General features: G+C 58.1%; 18 protein-coding genes and 1 pseudogene. 7 read left to right on the top strand and 12 right to left on the bottom strand.

Going from position 1 to position 17,529, the window contains the following annotated elements:
* Positions 1 to 143 precede the first annotated feature (143 nt).
* A complete protein-coding gene (locus G583_RS0104865) occupies positions 144 to 974 on the top strand; it encodes a methyltransferase domain-containing protein (protein ID WP_022870069.1) in 831 nt (276 codons plus the stop codon).
* A 12-nt stretch (positions 975 to 986) separates the two neighbouring features.
* Here G583_RS0104865 and G583_RS0104860 read toward each other — a convergent pair whose 3' ends face one another.
* Entirely contained in the window at positions 987 to 1,307 is a 321-nt protein-coding gene (locus G583_RS0104860) for a hypothetical protein (protein ID WP_022870068.1), read from the bottom strand.
* Positions 1,308 to 1,580: 273 nt separating this feature from the next.
* Here G583_RS0104860 and G583_RS0104850 point away from each other — a divergent pair, with 273 nt between their 5' ends.
* Both G583_RS0104850 and G583_RS0104845 read left to right on the top strand, forming a co-directional pair.
* Positions 1,581 to 3,104 carry a molybdopterin-dependent oxidoreductase gene (locus tag G583_RS0104850; protein WP_022870066.1) on the top strand — a complete coding sequence of 508 codons (1,524 nt, stop codon included), beginning with the start codon at positions 1,581 to 1,583 and terminating at the stop codon, positions 3,102 to 3,104.
* 14 nt (positions 3,105 to 3,118) lie between these two features.
* Positions 3,119 to 3,343 carry a hypothetical protein gene (locus G583_RS0104845; RefSeq protein ID WP_022870065.1) on the top strand — a complete coding sequence of 75 codons (225 nt, stop codon included), beginning with the start codon at positions 3,119 to 3,121 and terminating at the stop codon, positions 3,341 to 3,343.
* On the opposite strand, the gene G583_RS0104840 is transcribed toward G583_RS0104845, so the two are convergent.
* From G583_RS0104840 to G583_RS0104820, 5 genes are all read right to left on the bottom strand, one after another.
* Positions 3,340 to 3,948, bottom strand: coding sequence for a response regulator transcription factor (locus tag G583_RS0104840; protein WP_022870064.1), 609 nt, complete (start codon positions 3,946 to 3,948; stop codon positions 3,340 to 3,342). The genes G583_RS0104845 and G583_RS0104840 overlap by 4 nt on opposite strands.
* The gene (locus G583_RS16250) at positions 3,945 to 5,084 is read right to left on the bottom strand and encodes a sensor histidine kinase (RefSeq protein ID WP_022870063.1); all 1,140 of its coding nucleotides are present in this window, start codon (positions 5,082 to 5,084) and stop codon (positions 3,945 to 3,947) included. The genes G583_RS0104840 and G583_RS16250 overlap by 4 nt, the downstream gene beginning before the upstream one ends.
* A gap of 5 nt (positions 5,085 to 5,089) precedes the next feature.
* Complete coding sequence (locus G583_RS0104830) at positions 5,090 to 5,911, bottom strand: ABC transporter permease (RefSeq protein ID WP_022870062.1); 822 nt, start codon at positions 5,909 to 5,911, stop codon at positions 5,090 to 5,092.
* Positions 5,908 to 6,834: an ABC transporter ATP-binding protein gene (locus tag G583_RS0104825; RefSeq protein WP_022870061.1), complete on the bottom strand. Its 927-nt coding sequence runs from the start codon at positions 6,832 to 6,834 to the stop codon at positions 5,908 to 5,910. Before G583_RS0104825 ends, G583_RS0104830 begins: the two co-directional genes overlap by 4 nt.
* A 107-nt stretch (positions 6,835 to 6,941) precedes the next feature.
* On the bottom strand, positions 6,942 to 7,319 hold the full coding sequence (locus G583_RS0104820; RefSeq protein WP_022870060.1) for a pyridoxamine 5'-phosphate oxidase family protein: 378 nt from the start codon (positions 7,317 to 7,319) through the stop codon (positions 6,942 to 6,944).
* Between the two features lie 160 nt (positions 7,320 to 7,479).
* On the opposite strand from G583_RS0104820, the gene G583_RS0104815 reads away from it, so the two are divergent.
* A complete protein-coding gene (locus G583_RS0104815) occupies positions 7,480 to 8,217 on the top strand; it encodes a sulfite exporter TauE/SafE family protein (protein WP_022870059.1) in 738 nt (245 codons plus the stop codon).
* Between the two features lie 159 nt (positions 8,218 to 8,376).
* Positions 8,377 to 9,753, top strand: coding sequence for an NAD-dependent succinate-semialdehyde dehydrogenase (locus tag G583_RS0104810; RefSeq protein WP_022870058.1), 1,377 nt, complete (start codon positions 8,377 to 8,379; stop codon positions 9,751 to 9,753).
* Here G583_RS0104810 and G583_RS0104805 read toward each other — a convergent pair.
* Entirely contained in the window at positions 9,737 to 10,648 is a 912-nt protein-coding gene (locus G583_RS0104805; RefSeq protein WP_022870057.1) for a hypothetical protein, read from the bottom strand. The genes G583_RS0104810 and G583_RS0104805 overlap by 17 nt on opposite strands.
* Positions 10,649 to 10,657: 9 nt before the next feature.
* Positions 10,658 to 12,978 (bottom strand): annotated as a pseudogene (locus G583_RS14415) (ATP-binding cassette domain-containing protein).
* A 65-nt stretch (positions 12,979 to 13,043) separates the two neighbouring features.
* Between G583_RS14415 and G583_RS0104795 the strand changes: the two are divergent.
* Positions 13,044 to 14,180, top strand: a complete 1,137-nt coding sequence (locus G583_RS0104795) for an aromatic acid exporter family protein (RefSeq protein ID WP_022870056.1) — start codon at positions 13,044 to 13,046, stop codon at positions 14,178 to 14,180.
* Between the two features lie 30 nt (positions 14,181 to 14,210).
* On the opposite strand, the gene G583_RS0104790 is transcribed toward G583_RS0104795, so the two are convergent.
* The 4 genes from G583_RS0104790 to G583_RS16905 are packed head-to-tail and all read right to left on the bottom strand — an operon-like array spanning position 14,211 to position 16,911.
* On the bottom strand, positions 14,211 to 15,098 hold the full coding sequence (locus G583_RS0104790) for a patatin-like phospholipase family protein (protein WP_022870055.1): 888 nt from the start codon (positions 15,096 to 15,098) through the stop codon (positions 14,211 to 14,213).
* A 20-nt stretch (positions 15,099 to 15,118) separates the two neighbouring features.
* Entirely contained in the window at positions 15,119 to 16,153 is a 1,035-nt protein-coding gene (locus G583_RS0104785) for a malate dehydrogenase (RefSeq protein WP_051129601.1), read from the bottom strand.
* Between the two features lie 25 nt (positions 16,154 to 16,178).
* Positions 16,179 to 16,694 carry a CGNR zinc finger domain-containing protein gene (locus G583_RS0104780; protein ID WP_022870053.1) on the bottom strand — a complete coding sequence of 172 codons (516 nt, stop codon included), beginning with the start codon at positions 16,692 to 16,694 and terminating at the stop codon, positions 16,179 to 16,181.
* A 55-nt stretch (positions 16,695 to 16,749) separates the two neighbouring features.
* A complete protein-coding gene (locus G583_RS16905) occupies positions 16,750 to 16,911 on the bottom strand; it encodes a hypothetical protein (RefSeq protein ID WP_245540573.1) in 162 nt (53 codons plus the stop codon).
* Between the two features lie 32 nt (positions 16,912 to 16,943).
* Between G583_RS16905 and G583_RS16900 the strand changes: the two genes are divergently transcribed.
* The gene (locus G583_RS16900; protein ID WP_051129600.1) at positions 16,944 to 17,315 is read left to right on the top strand and encodes an LLM class oxidoreductase; all 372 of its coding nucleotides are present in this window, start codon (positions 16,944 to 16,946) and stop codon (positions 17,313 to 17,315) included.
* Positions 17,316 to 17,529: the final 214 nt, after the last annotated feature.

Raw genomic sequence — 17,529 nt, 5'->3', positions numbered from 1 at the left:
CAAAATGGGGTCTCGAACAGTGCTTCGAGGCCCCAATTTGGTACTTAAACAGCACTACGTGACGGTTTATGGCACCGAGTCTGAGAGCTAGGCCACGAAGTCTTTAGAGTGGGGAGCAATCACCAACGACTGAAGGAGACTTCTTGCCGTACAACGAATCTGAACTGGTCGCCAGGGCCGCCTACGATAGTGAAGACGCAGGAGCGTTTTATTCACAGATCTGGGGTGGGGACGATATCCACCTGGGCTTGTATGAGACTCCTGACGAGCCGATCGCCGACGCAAGCCACCGCACTATGGAACACATGGTCAGCAAAATCCAACAGGACTCCATCGATTACGCGGTGGACTTTGGTTCCGGTTATTGTGGCGCCGCCCGGTATCTGCAAGCTGAACTGAACACCCAGATCTTGGCGGTCAATCTCAGTGGTGAACAAAATCGTCGCGCCGAACAGCTAAATCAGCTTGCCGGTACGGCCGAAAAAATCACCGTCGTCGATGCCAGCTACAACAACGTTCCCGCCGAAGACGACACCGCTGACCTCGTCTGGTCACAAGACGCGTTCCTCCATGCCGAACGCCGCGACCTCCCCATGGCAGAAGCCGCAAGAATTCTTAAACCCGGCGGTGAATTCCTCTTCACAGACCCCATGGCAGCCGATGGTGTCTCAGCTTCAGAGCTGTCCGGTGTGCTGGAACGCCTGAACTTGAGCTCGCTGGCCTCCCCGGACGAGTACAAACACCTTGCCGCCGAAGTAGGGCTAGAGCTCGTGGAATTTGATGACCTCAGCGAGATGCTGCCGCAACACTACGGTCGGGTGCTGGAAGAAACTCAGGCGAATACCGACGAGCTGTTGCAGACCGCGAGCCAAGAATACCTCGACGGCATGACGAAGGGGCTGCAGCACTGGGTAGACGCCGGGAACCGTGGACTGCTGTCCTGGGGGATCTTCCACTTCCGCAAAACCGCCTAACCTCACCAGGGCTTAGTTGTTTGCGTGCGCGTTATAGAGCTCGGTGAGTTTGGCTTCGACGGTTGCAAGCGAATCTGGATCAAAGTCGGTGTCATCGAATTCGATCTCGTGATGCTCTAGCAAAAAATCCAGTTTCGGTTGCAATTGAGCCAGCGAGTCATTTTCCCAGGTTGCTGGGTCGCCACCGCAGGCACTGCACAGTGCATCCGCTTTGGCATGCAGCGATTCGTAGGACTCGATGTCAAGGGTAGATTCACCAAAGTCACTGATGGCGTGATCATCCAGCAGAAAATTCAGGATGTTTTGCAAATGCATATACGTTGATCGAGACATTGGCTCGTGCCTTTCGTGAACGACAGGGACTCTTTGATCGTAACGAATACACAACACCTGCTGGCTAGCCCTGCCGTGCCGTGAGCATATCGTTGGAGAGTCGGCCGGCTTCCGCGTTGTTGACCAGCAATGGGGGCCGAAGGCACCGCACGCCTATCTGCAGGCCGTAACAACGTAGTGTCCGAGCAGCTATTGAAGCTCTACCAACCCATTGATACGCTGATTTTCAGCGGGCTCCCAGGAAACGTCAAGTGAGCCCACGAGGAGCCCAACATGGAAGCAGATTTCCCTTTCTGGCTGCGAGCCTCACACCTATTCAATTTCGTGCTGCTTGGCATTCTCATCCGTAGCGGATGGGAAATACTGGCGTCGTTGCCCAGGCTGTGGTGGCGTAATGACTCCAAACCCGGCACTGAATGGTTACGCTTCACCCGGCGAAAGCTGCCCGAAGAAGAAGGCGTCTACACCTCACTGATGGACGAACGATCCATGTCGCCGTTGTTGGCGCTACCGGGTCGAGAAAATATTGGCCTGGGGCGCCACTGGCACGGCCTGGGCGTCATGCTGTGGGTCGTCAACGGGCTGTTCTATGTAATCATGCTGTTCGCCACCGGACTGTGGACGAGGATTGTTCCAACGTCGTGGAACGTCTTCCCGCAAGCCTGGGAATCCTTCAAAATCTATGCGGGCTTCGGAGTCCCGGCGCTTGAGCACTTCCAACCCTACGACGCGCTCCAAATGCTCACCTACAGCGGGGTCGTCTTCCTGCTGGCCCCATTGTTGATCCTGACCGGTCTGGCCATGTCGCCGGCTATTCGATCCCGATTCCCCTGGTACATAAAACTCTTCGGCGGCCCCCAGGTAGTCCGCTCGCTGCACTTCATCTGTCACGCAGCATTCATCGTGTTCATCATCGGACACGTTGGTTTGGTGTTTCTGGTCCACCCGGAATACAACCTGCCCCACATGATCCTAGGTGTGGAGGCGAATCAGCCAGAATATTATGCGCAAGCATTCACCATCGCACTGATCACGATCGTTGTGGTCATCGCGTTGTTGATCAGCCTGAGTTACTGGAGCCTTGCAAATCGACCACGTGCCCAACGCTTCCTCGTTGCTGTGACTGAACCGGGCCGCCAAGTGTTTTTGAACTGGATGCGCTCACGCATGTCCAAACAGCAGGTGTTCACCGAAAAGGATATTTCGGAGTTCCACTGGACCAATGGCCTACCGCCCACCCAAGATGAGTCGCCCGAGTGGTTGCAGCACCGCGATACCGACTGGTCTGACTGGCGACTGGAACTCGGGGGCGGACTCAACGGCGAAACCAAGCAGCTGAGCCTGGAGGATCTGCGCTCGATGCCACGTCACGAATACATTGGCATCCACTCGTGCATGCAGGGCTGGACCGCTACTTCCAAGTGGGCCGGTGTGAAACTCCGCGACGTTCTGGAGTTGCTGGGCCCGCGGCCTGAGAACGCCAACTATGTGATGATCGAATCCCACGGTCTGGCCCAGGTCATGTACGACAACCGGCCGCGCGAACCGTTCTATGCGGTGATCCCACTGCGCGACGCCTACGAGGATGACACGATTCTGGCATACGAACGCAATGATCGACCCCTGGATGACCATCTCGGTGCACCGTTGCGGTTACGGGTGGAATCCAGCCACGGCTATAAAATGGTTAAATGGGTACGCAAAATTGAATGGGTAGAAGACTACGAAGATATCGGTGACGGCCGCGGCGGAACACGAGAAGATTCCGCGATGCAGGCCTTCAACGGACGCATCTAGCCGGGAGGCCCACGGTGATTACCAGTACCATTTATTTGCTGGCCGGGGAGCTATCCAACGCCGCCACCCGGTCGATCAAAGGGCGGGTGTACCAGGTGCCCTGCGTTGGCGGGATCGCTTTTGAAGTCGTGCCCGGCCAGGACACCCGCATGATTATCAAACACAAAGACGACGAACCTCTCGACCGTGGACAACTCGAAGCAGCCGTTGCCAAAGCCGGCAATTACCAACTGCTCTAAAGCCAACCTTTCAGCTGAGCCGTCCGGGCCGCTTCGCTCCGATTCGATGTCTGCGTTTTCCCGATAGCCGATGACAGGTGGTTCCGAACGGTCCCGGCGCTGAGATGGACTGCTGCGGCGATGTCTTTGACTGAAGCACCGGTCAGCGCGGCTTTCAGTACGTCGCGTTCGCGGTCAGTCAGTGGGCTCGTCCCGGTGCTCAACGCTTCGGCGGCAAGGGTTGAGTCCACCGCGGTACCACCGTCATGCACCGTACGGATGGCAGCGGCCAACTGCTCTGCCGGAGCATCTTTGACCATAAACCCTTGTGCGCCGGCCGTCATGGCGCGTTGCAAATACCCGGCACGGCCAAACGTGGTGAGAATCAGCACCGCAACCTCGGTTCCGAAGGCCTCACTGAGGTGCTGGGTTGCAGTGATCCCATCAACCTGAGGCATTTCAATATCGAGGATCGCCACATCCACCCCGTGTTCCCGCACGGCATCGACCACTCCCGTGCCGTCGGGGAGCTGATGCACCACCTCGAGGTCCTCTTCAAGGTTCAACAGCGCGGCGAGTCCGGCACGAATCAGATGCTGGTCGTCAGCAAGCAGTAGACGGATCACAGGGTTACCTCCAGACGGGTACCGGGTTCCAAACCGATGATTTCCAGGCTACCCCCGGCAGAAACAACCCGACGGTGCAGCCCGGCCAAACCGTGATGACTCTGGGGCTCGGTGTCGGCGATACCTGTGCCGTCGTCATCAATCCGAAGGCGCATCTGCTCGTCGACCGCACATATATCGATGGCACAGCTCATTGCGTTGGCATGCCGGATCACGTTGGTGACCGCCTCACGGACCACCCACGCGAAAATTTGCTGCTGCACCAGACTCAGGCGAGGGAGGGCCTCGGGCCGGTAGAACGTGAGACCGGCCGCCGTGAGCGCCTTGGCTGCTTGGTCGAGTTGTTCTGCCAGATCCGGGTGTTGTAGATCGGTCACCGTGGCGCGAACTTCGGACAGTGAACGGCGGGCCAAAGCCTCAATATCAGCGAGCTCGGTTTTTGCGGCATCGAGATCGGTATCGAGCAAACGCTGTGCCAACTGTACTTTCACGGTCACGGTGGTCAACGAGTGTCCCAGCACATCGTGGACGGTTGAGGCGAGTTCTTCGCGCTGCTGTGCAAGGCGCAGCTGTTCGGAACGTTCCTGCTGGGTGGCGCTCATCTCGATGCTGATCCGGATGAAAATCATGATGATCGCCGGCGAACCGACCGAAGCGAGGAACCAGTTGGCGTAGTCGTCAAAATTCGCTACGGCCACAACGCCCACCGCTGCAAAGAACAGGACGACGACGGCGAGGATGCCGGTGAGCAGGCGATGATTGAAGATCCACTGGGCCATTAAATACGGGACGATGTTGATAATCGCCGTCGGGGTGGCTTGCGACGTGATGAGTCCCAGGACAATCAGTGCTGCCGTATAGAGCAGGGTGCTGACGTGCCGGCTGCGGTTGGGAAGAATGTCTGGGTGCAGGAACCCGCGGAGGTAAACAAACGGGAAGGCTGCCAGTGCACCCCAGGCGGCAACTTGTATCGGGACGGTTGCGGTGGAGTCCAATAGCCCGATGACGGTCCAGGCCAGAAACGCCAACCACACGCCCGAGACGAAGAGGATTGCTCGACGTTCTTGGCGGGTGGTGGGTGCTTCCGGCAGGTAGCGGGTCTGGCCGACGTTGGAGATTTTCCAGATGAGACTCATGGTGGTTAGCGGGAGGTGCGACGGCGGGAAGCGAAGAGGCAGATAGCACCGAAGATCGCCGTCCATGCCCCAATATTGGCAAACAGTACCCAGAGGGATTCAAACTGGACTTCAACACCTGCTTGCATGGGGATGAGCATACCTTCGGTCTGTGGCCAGCGGGCAAGCATTGCCGGACCATAGAGCGGCGTGAATTTGGCAATTTCCAGGAGGACTCCGCCTAATGGGATGAACAGGTTGCCAAAGAACGCGAAGATCACCAGGAACCCGGAGGCCGCACTGACCGCGGTTTCAGAACGGAACAGTAGCGCGAACGCCAAACCGTAGAGGGAGAATGGGATAGCGACCACCAGGCAGAGGGCAGCCGAGGCTACCCAGTGGCCGAAGGAATCAAATTGCGCGCCCGTGAAGGCGCCGACCACGTAGACGATCACGATGGGGCTGATCGCCATGAGCAGTGCCATCAACATCTTGCCGATGATGTAGTTCGCCTCGGTCAGACCGGTCAGGTTCAACTGTCGACCCCAGCCCATATTGCGTTCCACCGCGGCAGAGCCGGCCATCGCGGTTGTGGCGATGACGGCCCCGTAGACGGCCATCGACGTCATCACATACGCCGAGACGTTACCGTAGCCAGCCGGGAGTTCACCCTGATCCATGCCCACACCGAACATCAGGTACATGGCGGCGGGCAGCACGAGCACAAAGAACGTGGCATCCAACATGCGGAAGTTGCGCCAGAACTCCCATCCAACAAAGCGCAACAGGATTTCGACTTGGGACTTCTTGGGTCTTGTGTGCTGCGGGGTTGGCGTCGTGGTGGTCATGACGTGACCTCCTGTCCGGTGGCTTCGGTGAGAGAAAAGAAGGCTTCTTCAATGCCCGGCTGGACGATATTGAGGTGACGAATCACCTTGGCGGCCAAGAGTTGTTCAGCAATACGATCGGTGTCGGGGGTGGTGATGCGGATCCGTTGCAGCTCGGTATCGTAGTCCACTTGGGTGGGGTCCAGCCCGGCGGTGGCTGCCCAGTCGTATGGGTCGGTGTTGGCGATCCACTGGGCTGAAAGTTTGCGCTGTAGTCCGGCGGTCATATCGTCGACGCTGCCATCGGCAATCACCTGGCCCTGCGACATCAGCACCACGCGGTCGGCGTAGTCATCTGCTTCTCGCAGGTAGTGGGTGGCAAAGACGATCGTGCGTCCGCGTTTGGCTTCGGCGTGCATCGTGTCCCAGAATTCCCGGCGGGCTGTGGCATCCAGTCCGGCCGTGGGTTCATCCAGGATGAGTAGTTGCGGATCGGTCAATAGGGCCAGCGCGAACCGTAGGCGCTGTTTTTGACCGCCCGAACACTTCTTGACCTTCCGGGACGCGAAATCGGTGACCCCGGCTCGCTGCATCACATCGGCTACCGGTGCGTGGCTGTAGTGACATGCGGCGATCATCTTGATGGTCTCGCCGACGGTGAGGTCATCTAAGAGGCCACCATCTTGGAGTACGGCGCCGATGTGGCCGTTGCTGGCCGCATGTTTTGGGGCCTCTCCGAACGCTCGGATCTTACCGGTGTTGGGTTCGGCGAACCCCAGCACCATGTCGAGCAGGGTGGTTTTGCCGGCACCATTTGGTCCCAGCAGGGCGAGCACTTCGCCGGGTCGAATTTCTAAGCTGACATCATCGACGGCGGTGAGCTCGGCGAAGCGTTTAGTCACCGACTCGATGGCGATTGCTGGGACGGGTACTGAAGTCTGCATACCTCCAGTGTTCCGTACCAGCGCTCAATGCGGTACTGCTATGGATCACTTATTGTCCATGACAAATGTCATTGGCCCGCGCCACTGTGGGTTTTACGACGGACTATTTAGACGGGCCGGAACGTTGAGACCGAATCGACGTGGACGAGCACGCTGCAGATCTGCGCTGTTTTTCCTCGATCAGCGCGAGCCTGGACCCGGTCGGTGAAGATAGCACCGGCGTCGAGAATTTCGGTGCGACCGGTGAACCGGTACCCGTTTTTCCACGCTCGGTCCACGACGGCAATCATGACGGGGGAGCCTTCTTGAATATTGCTCAGGGTCGTGCCGCCGGTCGTTTCATCGAACACCAGCGCTGTGTGGTCGTAGACACCGATCGAGCCTTTCGGCCCAACATTGGGGACGCCCTCCGGACTCGTGGTGGCAATAAATGCCAGTTGTTCCCTAAGGACTTCGGCCATGTGGTCGGTAATTTCTACGCTCATTATCATTCCTTACAGGTTGACTGGTTTCAAAACCAGTCAACCTCACGGCTGCAGCACTGGCAAGACGACTGCGTTCGTGGCTGAACGCCTCTGCTCCCAGCGCGATCGCATCATCTAGTCTGGTCAGAGCAACATCCTCGAAACAGAAGGCTCCCTTGTCGTGATCATAGGCATCTTGCTGCTGACCTTTATTGCCACTGCCCTGCAGCGTCTCACCGGCCTGGGATTCGCCATGCTTTCGGCGCCGTTCGCCGTCGTCGTGCTGGGAACTCACCAGGGAATCATGCTCATCACAGCGTTAGCGGTCATTGCCTCACTGTTCATGCTGCCGGGCATGTGGCGGGATATTCACTGGAGTCGGGTGTTTTGGATTGGCATACCGGCGATGTTGTCGATCCCGGTTGCCGCCTGGGTTGGCACGATGATCGACGGGTCGATTATTTACCTGCTGGTCGGTGTGCTGGTGATTATCGGACTGGGGGCCGCGCTCCTGATGCGGGGCAGTGCGAAGCCGGTCACCGGTCGCGGGGCTCAGGTGTTGACCGGTGTCGGTGCCGGCGCTGGGAGCGTGCTGGCTGGCATCGGTGGGCCAGCAATGACGATCTTCGGGGTGCTATCCCGTTGGCCGGTTGCCTCGTTTGCCGCAAGTTTGCAACCGATCTGGGTGCTGTGTTGTACCGCTGTATTGATCAGCCGGTCCACGTTTATGGGGTCCACGCTCCCGCCATTGGACTGGTGGATGTGGGTCCTGGCCGCGGTCGGTATCGCTCTGGGCATGCTGGTTGGCCAGCGCGCGGTGGGCAAGGTGAATGACAAGGTGGTCTTTGGCATCGTGGTCGTGCTGGCGATGACGGGTGCGGTGTTGTCGGTGATTACCGGGATTGTCGAGCTGTTCTAATGTGCCAAGACTCACCGCTGGTTCGCGCCGAGGCATGAGCTGTTGTTGATACCGGACAAATCTAGAAGACTGGTCGGTGAGTCTGAACTTCAAGAGTGCTGACTTCAGCCTGCGCCCAATGAGCGCCGCGAGTCGGCACCATGATGAAAGGAAGTGCTCATGACGAAGTACAAGGTAACGAATCCTGCTACCGGACAAGTCGAGAAAGAATTTCCTGAACACACCGATGAGCAGCTCACTCAGATCATCGATCAAGCTGCCGAGACGTTTGCCACCTGGTCCAAAACGACTCCACAAGAACGCGCGAAGCTGTTGAACACCGTGGCCGACATCTATGAACGCCGCACCGACGAGCTAGCCGAAATCATTGGCCGTGAGATGGGCAAACCGGTCAAACAGGCCCGCGGAGAACTGGGTATCGTCGTCGATATTTATCGTTACTACGCTGACAACGGGCCAACATATTTGGAAGACGAGCCCGTCGAGGACGCCAAGAGCGGCTCAGCGTATGTGCAGAATGAACCGTATGGTGTGCTGTTGGGGATCATGCCGTGGAACTTCCCGTACTACCAGGTGGCACGCTTTGCTGCGCCGAACCTGATGATCGGTAACACGGTGCTGCTCAAACACGCTCAGATTTGCCCCGAATCAGCCCAGGTCATGGAAGACATTTTCCATGAAGCCGGCTTCCCAACGGGTGCCTACACCAACATCTATGCGTCGAACGAGCAGGTCGCCGACAGTATTATCCCGAACCCGCAGGTGCAGGGTGTTTCCCTGACCGGTTCCGATCGAGCAGGTTCAGCCGTCGCCGCCAAAGCCGGGGAATACGTGAAGAAAGTGGTCCTGGAACTCGGCGGGAACGACCCATTCTTGGTGCTGGACCGCGACATTCTCCCCAAAGCCGTCAAGAGTGCATTGATCGGCCGGATGGCCAACGCCGGCCAGGCATGCAACGCTGCCAAACGCATCATTGTGCTCGAAGATATGTACGATGAATTTGTCGAGCAACTCAGTGAAGCCGTCAACAAGCTGGAACTCAAAGACCCGGCCGACGAGGACACCTTTATCGGCCCAATGTCCTCGGCGTCAGCGGCTGATGGTCTGCATGAACAAGTTCAAGATGCGATCAGCCAGGGCGCTACCGTCCATGCAGGCGGTGACTACGATGCCCGTGGTGGCGCCTGGTATCAGCCAACCATGCTGACCGGGATTACCAAGGGCATGCGTGCCTACTCCGAAGAGCTCTTCGGGCCCGTCGCGATGGTTTACAAGGTCAAAGACGAAGAGGAAGCCATCAAACTGGCCAACGATACCCCGTATGGTCTGTCAGCATCCGTGATGGCTTCCGACGCCGATCGCGCTCGCCGCGTTGGTGGGCAGATCCAGACCGGAATGGTCTATATCAACGAACCGTCCAAGACCTCTGCTGAGCTACCGTTCGGTGGCGTCAAACAATCCGGTGTCGGCCGTGAACTCGGTCGCTACGGGATGGATGAGTTCGTCAACAAACGACTCATCAAATTCGCCAAATAACGTCGATGAGGCGGCGGCGCAGTACCTGGGCGCGTTCGGAAAATGCCCGTTGTGCCTTAACGTACTGCGCCTTGCCCTCGGCGGTTTCAATACGAATGGGAGCAAAACCCCAATCGGCGAGGTCGTAGGGCGAGGCCTGCATGTCGACCACGCGGATGTCCCAGGCCAACTCGAAACAGTCGGCAACTAAGGACGAACTGATTGCTGGAATGAGCTTGGTCGCCCATTTGTAGAGGTCCATATTGGCGTGCAGGCAGCCGGGTTGTTCCATCTGAACCATGGTGTCTCGTGCCGGTTGCAGCTGATTCATGCCGCGAGCTTCCGGTGCGTAGAAACGGAACGCATCGTAGTGCGAGCACGAGATCTTATGCGACTCCACAACCTCATCGGTACCCTCAGCACCCAGTCGGAGCGGTACTGCAGCATGTCGGACCCCATGTGTATCCGAACGATAGGCCATCGCCCACTCGTGCAACCCAAAACAGCTCAGGGTGGCGGGGCGCGCTTCAGTGGCAGGCAAGAGTTTGGATGCAAAGTCCAACAGCCTTGCGCGTTGCTGCACAAACTCGGCTACGTCTACCGTCCAGCCGCCCTGCGGTAATCCCTCGGCTGCAGGCACTTCGCGATAAAACTTGGTTCTCGCCTGGGGCCCCGCAGTACGGTCGCTGGGATTGGCAATGACAGTTCCCGCCCCGGGATGCCAGCGCTTCAGCGCACCGGCCGAGAGGTAATAGTAGGAGAACAGAAAATCATGCACCGGATGCTTGATCCCGCGCTTGTGCAAAGCTATCAGCGGGTCAGTATAGGCGGCGATACGTTTCTCGTGAGCCTGCGCCAACGGATGCCACTGCTCGGCAGCTAGGACAACGTTCGTCTCAAATTCGGTAGTCAGCACCCGTCCATTCTAGGAGCTCGTCGAGACGGCTGCGCGCGATAAATGTCGGCTCGTAGGAGTATCCGCCCGCGTTAGCGCTTCCGGGGTGCCTTCAAAGATAATTGTTCCGCCGTCAGATCCAGCACCCGGACCAATATCGATGACCCAGTCGGAGGCTGCGACGACGTCGAGATCATGTTCAATGACAATCACCGTCGTGCCCTGATCCACCATCGTGTTCAACAGGTTCACCAGGCGGGCCACGTCGGCGATGTGTAGGCCGGTTGTGGGCTCGTCCATCACATAGATATCGGCCGGTTTGCCCAGACTGGTCACCAATTTGAGCCGCTGACGTTCACCGCCGGACAGGGTGGTGAGCGGTTGCCCTAACCGCACGTAGCCGAGACCGACGTCAATGAATCGTTGCGCGATTTTGGCGGCAGCAGGAATTTTTGTCTCCTGCAGATAGGTTAGGGCGTCTTCGGCTGGCAGTTCCAGCACATCGGCGATGTTCTTGCTGCCGAGTTTATAGCCGAGCACTTCGTCATTGAAACGATGACCCTGGCATGCGCCACAGACTGTTGATTGGCCGAGCATGAATCCAAAGTCCAGATAGATGACGCCCGCACCCTTACATTCGGGGCATGCTCCATCTGAGTTGGCAGAAAACAGGCCGGGTTTGACCCCGTGTTCCTTGGCGAAGGCCTTGCGAATCGCATCGAGTGCGCCCGTATAGGTTGCCGGATTAGAACGACGAGATCCGCGGATTGGTGTCTGATCGATGACCACCACGTCTTCGCGTTCGGCGAGGCCCGCCGCCAGTAGTGTGGATTTTCCGGAGCCGGCCACACCGGTGACCGAGGTGAGTACACCGGTGGGAATGTTGACCGAAACATCGTGCAGGTTGTGTTGGCTGACGTGCTCGATGGCCAGCTGCCCGGTTGGTTTGCGGAACTCGTCTTTGATCACACAGTGGTGGTCCAGGCTATTGCCGGTTATGGTTCCAGCGGTGCGCAAACCGTCGAGCCCACCCTCATACACCACGGTGCCACCGCGTGTTCCGGCCTCGGGACCCATGTCGATGAGGTGATCGGCGATCGCAATGACATCGGCATTATGCTCAACCACTAACACCGTGTTGCCAGCGTCGCGCAATTGCACCAGCAGGTCGTTCATACGCTGCACATCGGCCGGGTGGAGTCCCGCGGTTGGTTCATCAAAAACGTACGTGACATCGGTCAGTGGCGATCCCAGCTGACGAATCATTTTCACCCGTTGTGCCTCACCACCCGATAGGGTGCCCGACGGGCGATCCAATCCGAGATACCCCAGGCCGATATCCGCGAACCCCTGTAATAGATGCCGCAGCGTTGCCAACAGTGGCTCGGCCCCGGCTAGGAGGCGACCTCACCAATATTCACACCATCGATGGTCACCGAACGGGCGGTGTCGTTGAGCCGGGTACCGTTGCAGGCCGTGCAGGGAGCAAAAACGATCGCTCGGTCCACAAATTTTCGGACGTGAGTCTGCATCGCTTCGCGGTCTTTAGCCAACATGGACTTGCGAATTCGGGGGATCAACCCCTCGTAGGTCAAATTGGCCCCCTCGAACTTCACCTTGATCGCCTCGGAATACAACAGCAGATCCAACTCGTCGGTACTATATCCGGCGATCGGTTTCTCCATGTCGAGCCCGGCGGCTTTGAATAAGCGCCCATACCAGCCGTCCATGGAGTAGCCGGGCACTTTCAGCGCACCATCGGCCAGGGAACGCTCGGCATCGTAGAGCTCCTCCAAGGCAAAATCCGAGACGGCGCCACGACCTTCACACGCGGGACACATGCCACCGTTCATGCTGAAATCGCGATGCTGAGACACTGGCTGGTCGCCCTTTTGCACGGTGATCCGTCCGGAGGCTTGCACAGAGGCGACGTTGAACGCGAAGGCCTGTGGGCCACCGATGTGCGGAGTGCCGACCCGGGAGAACAGCATGCGCAGTAGGGCATGAACATCGGTCACCGTACCGACCGTCGAACGTGGGTTGGCAGGTAGCGACTCCTGGTCGATCGCAATCGTGGTGGTTAACCCCGCCAACCGGTCCACCTGCGGACGCGTTGTGGGTGGCATGAAGCCCTGCACGAACGTCGAATAGGTCTCATTGACCAGGCGCTGGGACTCCGCGGCGATTGTCCCAAAGATCAGCGATGATTTCCCAGAACCTGACACCCCGGTACAAACCGTCAACCGACGTTTCGGGATATCAACCGTGACATCGCGGAGGTTATTTTCTCGAGCGCCGGCTACCTGCAGGGTGTCGAAGCTGTCTGCTACATGTGTCGTTGCTGAAGTCATGACCCAAGCATAAAACGCGTTTAGGGTTAGTGGCACCACGCTGTCTGAATGAAATGAGAGGGCTCATGCAACGCGACAAAAATCGTTCAGGATCATCAGACGAGGATTTGGTACGTGACGAGGATGAACAGCCCTCACTCGGTGCCAAAATTATGCACCGATTGCGGCAACCCGAGACCACATCGGACATGTTGTTGGCCGCCAAGGGTGTCATCGCCGCGACGGCGGCGTGGGCTCTGTCGGTCGGGGTCTTGGACAGTGATGTAGCGTTCATGGCGCCGTGGACCGCCTTGTTGACGGTTCACGCTACGGTGCACCGTTCCCTGTCCAGGGGAGCACAGACAACCGCGTCGTCAGCCATTGGCATGGGGCTGGCCTTTGCGATCATCTATTTTTTTGGCGTCACTATCTGGTCATTTGGCTTGGCCGTGCTGGTTGGTTTGCTCGGAGCGCGACTGTCGTGGATTCGGGATGAGGGCGTCGCTATCGCCACCTCCGCTATCTTTATCCTCACCTCGGATGAGCCGATGTTTACGGATCGTCTCTTGGAGCTCGTCGTGGGTGTCGCGATCGGTATCGCGGTGAATGTGCTGGTTGTCCCCCCGTTACAGAATCGGCAGGCAGCCCGGTACGTGGATAATATTAATCGTCGGATGGGTACGGTCTTGGTGGAAATGGCCGATGAGTTCTCCGACGGTTGGACCACCGATGGCGCGGACGAATGGTTGAACGATACCGAATCCATGAACGATGAGCTCCGCTCCGCTTGGCAGACGGTTCGCTTCGCGCGGGAGGCGGAACGGGAGAATCCGCGAACCCTGCTCCGAAGTCGTCCAAAATGGCAACGGGACGACGTGAGTTACGAAGAAATCCTCACTAGGGTGGACGAAGGCATCTCGCACCTGCGCAATCTGACACGAACGCTGCGCGAGGCTACCTACAACGAGGGGTCGTGGGATGAGCGATTCCGCACCGGGTGGGTCGAAATCGCCCGCGACGTTGGCTACGCGGTGGCCGACCCTGATCAATCAGTCGAGCCGCTCTATGAGCGTCTGAGACAATTATCTAAGGATATGTCCGATTCTGAGAACCTGCCAAAAATCCAGTGGCCCACTTACGGTGCGCTGATCTCGAGCCTGCGCCATATTATAATCATTGTCGATGATGTTGCCTCTGCCCGGGCGGCCCGCGAGACGGACTAATGGCTGCCGCGCGGTTTTGTCAGGCACAATTTAGGCCAGGCCGAGGAACTCTTTGATCGCCCGGATCTCACGACGTGCCTGTGCCAACCCCTGTTCATGTGTGGCACTGAGTTTGCGCACGTCGCGCTCACCATTAGCGACCGGCATGACTTCCGGGATAAATAGGTAGGCTTTGCCCTCGCGCTGTAACTCAAGAAGCTTTTCCTTTGTCTGGTTATATCGCCACCACCGGGTGAGCAGCGCATCGGCCACGGCAGGGTACTTGCGGAAATATGTGCGATAGAACTTCGGGAATTTCTCGGGCTTCTTGAAGTAGTGACGCTCTCGGGTCATCACGACGAGAAACCGATCATAACCGTTGGCTTCGGCGACGCTCAATGGCACACCCCCGTCGGTACCTAACGCGCCATCCACATAGGTTCGGCCACCGATTTCGACCGGCGGCATCACAATCGGCATGGTTGACGACGCCCGAACGGCACGCATCAGTTTCGGCATGGTCGGGGTGTCGTCGTTACCCCACCACACCGTCTCACCCGAACGAATATCAAAGCCGCCCACGCGAAACTGTGCCGGATTGTTCAGAAACGTGTCCCAATCAAACTGCAGCGGCATGCCCGGTTGCCCGGCGCGCTCATAAATGTATTCGGCGTGGAATAAGCCTTTGCCCCGCAGAAAGGTGCGCCAGTCACCAAAATTTGGGTCAGCAGCAAAGTCTGTGAACGACTCTCGCGCTCGCGGTCCATCGTGGGATAGATAGTTTGCGGTATTCGATGCCCCAGCAGAGATCCCGGCGACAAAGGGAGCGTGGATTCCTGCTTCGAGCAGGGCCACCACCATGCCCGAGGTGTAGGAGGCGCGCATGCCGCCACCTTCGAATAACAGCGCAGTCCTATTCAACAGATTGGTTTGCTCCATACCTCCAGCTTAGAGCGGTTTTAGATCAAGCCCAGTTCGGTGACCGCCGACCGCTCTTCTTCCAGCTCAGCTGCGCTGGTATCCATCTTCGCGCGGCTAAATTCACTAATGTCGAGTCCTTGCACGATCTCCCAGTCACCCCCGTGAGTGACTACCGGGAAGGAATATATCAACCCTTCCGGGATCCCATAGGACCCATCGGAGATCACGGCCATGGAAGCCCAGTCGCCGTGAGGGGTGCCGAGCAACCAGTCGTGGGCCGCATCAATGGTGGCCGAAGCGGCCGATGCTGCTGATGAAGCACCGCGGGCTTCAATAATGGCCGAGCCGCGTTGGGCAACGGTTGGAATGAACGTACTTTCGACCCAGTCTTGATCATCAACGAGATCGGCTGCACTGCGGCCGTTGATCTTGGCATGCGATAGATCAGGATATTGGGTCGCCGAGTGGTTACCCCAAACGGTCATGTTCGTGATGTCACTGACCCGGGCATTGGTCTTATGAGCTAATTGTGCAATCGCCCGGTTATGATCCAAACGTGTCAGCGCACTAAAACGCTTCGCAGGAATATCCGGGGCGTTCTGCTGAGCAATCAAAGCGTTTGTGTTCGCCGGATTACCGGTGACGCCGATGCGGACATCGTCGGCTGCGACAGCGTTGAGGGCCTTGCCCTGTTCGGTGAAGATCGCACCGTTGGCGTCCAGGAGATCTTTGCGTTCCATTTCTTTGGTGCGTGGTTTGGCACCGACCAATAAAGCCAGGTTGGCGCCGTCGAAGATGTGTTCGGCTTGGTCGCCGATCTCAACGGAGTCCAGCAGGTCGAATGCGCAGTCGTCGAGTTCCATGGCAACGCCTTCGAGTGCCTTCAACCCGGCTGGGATCTCGAGTAAGCGCAACTGGACAGGCGTTGTTGGGCCGAATAGTGCACCGGATGCGATACGAAATAGCAGGCTGTAGCCGATCTGGCCGGCGGCACCGGTGATGGCGACTTTCTTTGGGACGGTCACTGTGTGCTCCTCTGCCGGAGGGAATCGCGTACGAATCCATCCTCGCATGTATGACCGACGTTGACACAGGGGTTCAGTTGCCCTCGGGTTGGTGGTACTTCCGCGCATGGGCTCGTGCAGCACGTGCCCGATCGCCACACCGAGTAGAACACCATCGACGCCGAGCGTGGGTACGCAGGTAAAACCGATCACAAGGTTCGGACTGACATTGCGCAAGCAGGTCGGCGTCGTCGCCGGCCAAAAGTCCCGCTGCATCATCGGCAATGAGAGCCATAGCGTGTTCAACAAGTTGGGTGACCGGGTGGGTGTGCTGTCGGAAGAACCCCTGGCTCTCGTTAAAGCACAGAGCAGGAGCGCTAGAAATTTTCTGCATGTTGCCGTTCACCGCATCTACGATCGCTGCAGATGGTGGCCTGTTTTGTACTGCTGCTTCAAAGAGGGCGCGCACATGGACGCGTAGGCCCGTCAGTTGGTTCTGACAGTAGGGGAGCAGTTGGGTATCTTCGGCCACGAGCAGGTGGGAGATCAGCCAGCTCGTCGATGTTTCTGGACTGGTCAACGCATCGTCGTATTGGTCGGTGCTTGACAACGCACATACAGCCGTGGGGCAGCCCGTGGAGGAGTCCTTCGAAGAAGTGATTCGCCTAACCCAGCGCGCTGATGAGTTCGGTTAGCACCGATTTTGGATGTCGGAGCACCACGCGATGCCAGGTGCCGCCACTTCCTCTCCGCAGCTCATGCTGGCTCGCCTCGTTGGGAAGAGGCGGCGCATCCGACGGGGCGCTGGCGGCATCATGTTGTCCCACTATGCACCTTGGTTATAGCCGAGCAGTTTGGCATGCTCAATGCACTGGCTCCGTGGCGGATCGATTTGGGTCTCCGCCGCGCGCCAGGTACCGATATGGCAACTACTGCGGCACTGCGCCGGCACGACCAGGCCAATGACCATTTCCCGGAGCAGGTTGAGGAACTCATGGGCTTCTTGGCTGATAACTTCCCCGCCGAGCACCCCTACAGTGCGGTGCACGCGGTGCCTGGGCCGTGGCAAAACGCGGAAAATCGTCTGGCTGCACCGCAGGTCAGTCCTGAACTGCGGATTCTCGGCTCGTCGCCGTATTCAGCGCAGCTGGCGGCCAGGCTCGGTAGGCCGTATGCTTTCGCTCTGCAGTTTGGTGAGGCCGATGTCGGTGCTGCTATGCGACTGCTATGAGCAGACTAGTGTTGACGAGGTCATGCTGGTAACACTAGGAGCGCTGCACCTGAAGTGTCATTTGCCGAATCGGAGACGTCCGGACATTCCGTGAGCAGGGAGTCAAATTACTTCAAAGCCGTAGTGTTGTCATGCTGTTGGGGGCACTTCTGTGTACTTTTCAAGTATGCAAAATAGCCCATTGTCATGTTGTGGGGTATTCAGTCATGTGGGT

It is taken from the genome of Yaniella halotolerans DSM 15476, from assembly GCF_000420805.1.
GTDB lineage: Bacteria > Actinomycetota > Actinomycetes > Actinomycetales > Micrococcaceae > Yaniella > Yaniella halotolerans.
Note: the sequence above shows the minus strand (reverse complement) of the source record. Positions and strands in the feature narration are given on the sequence as shown.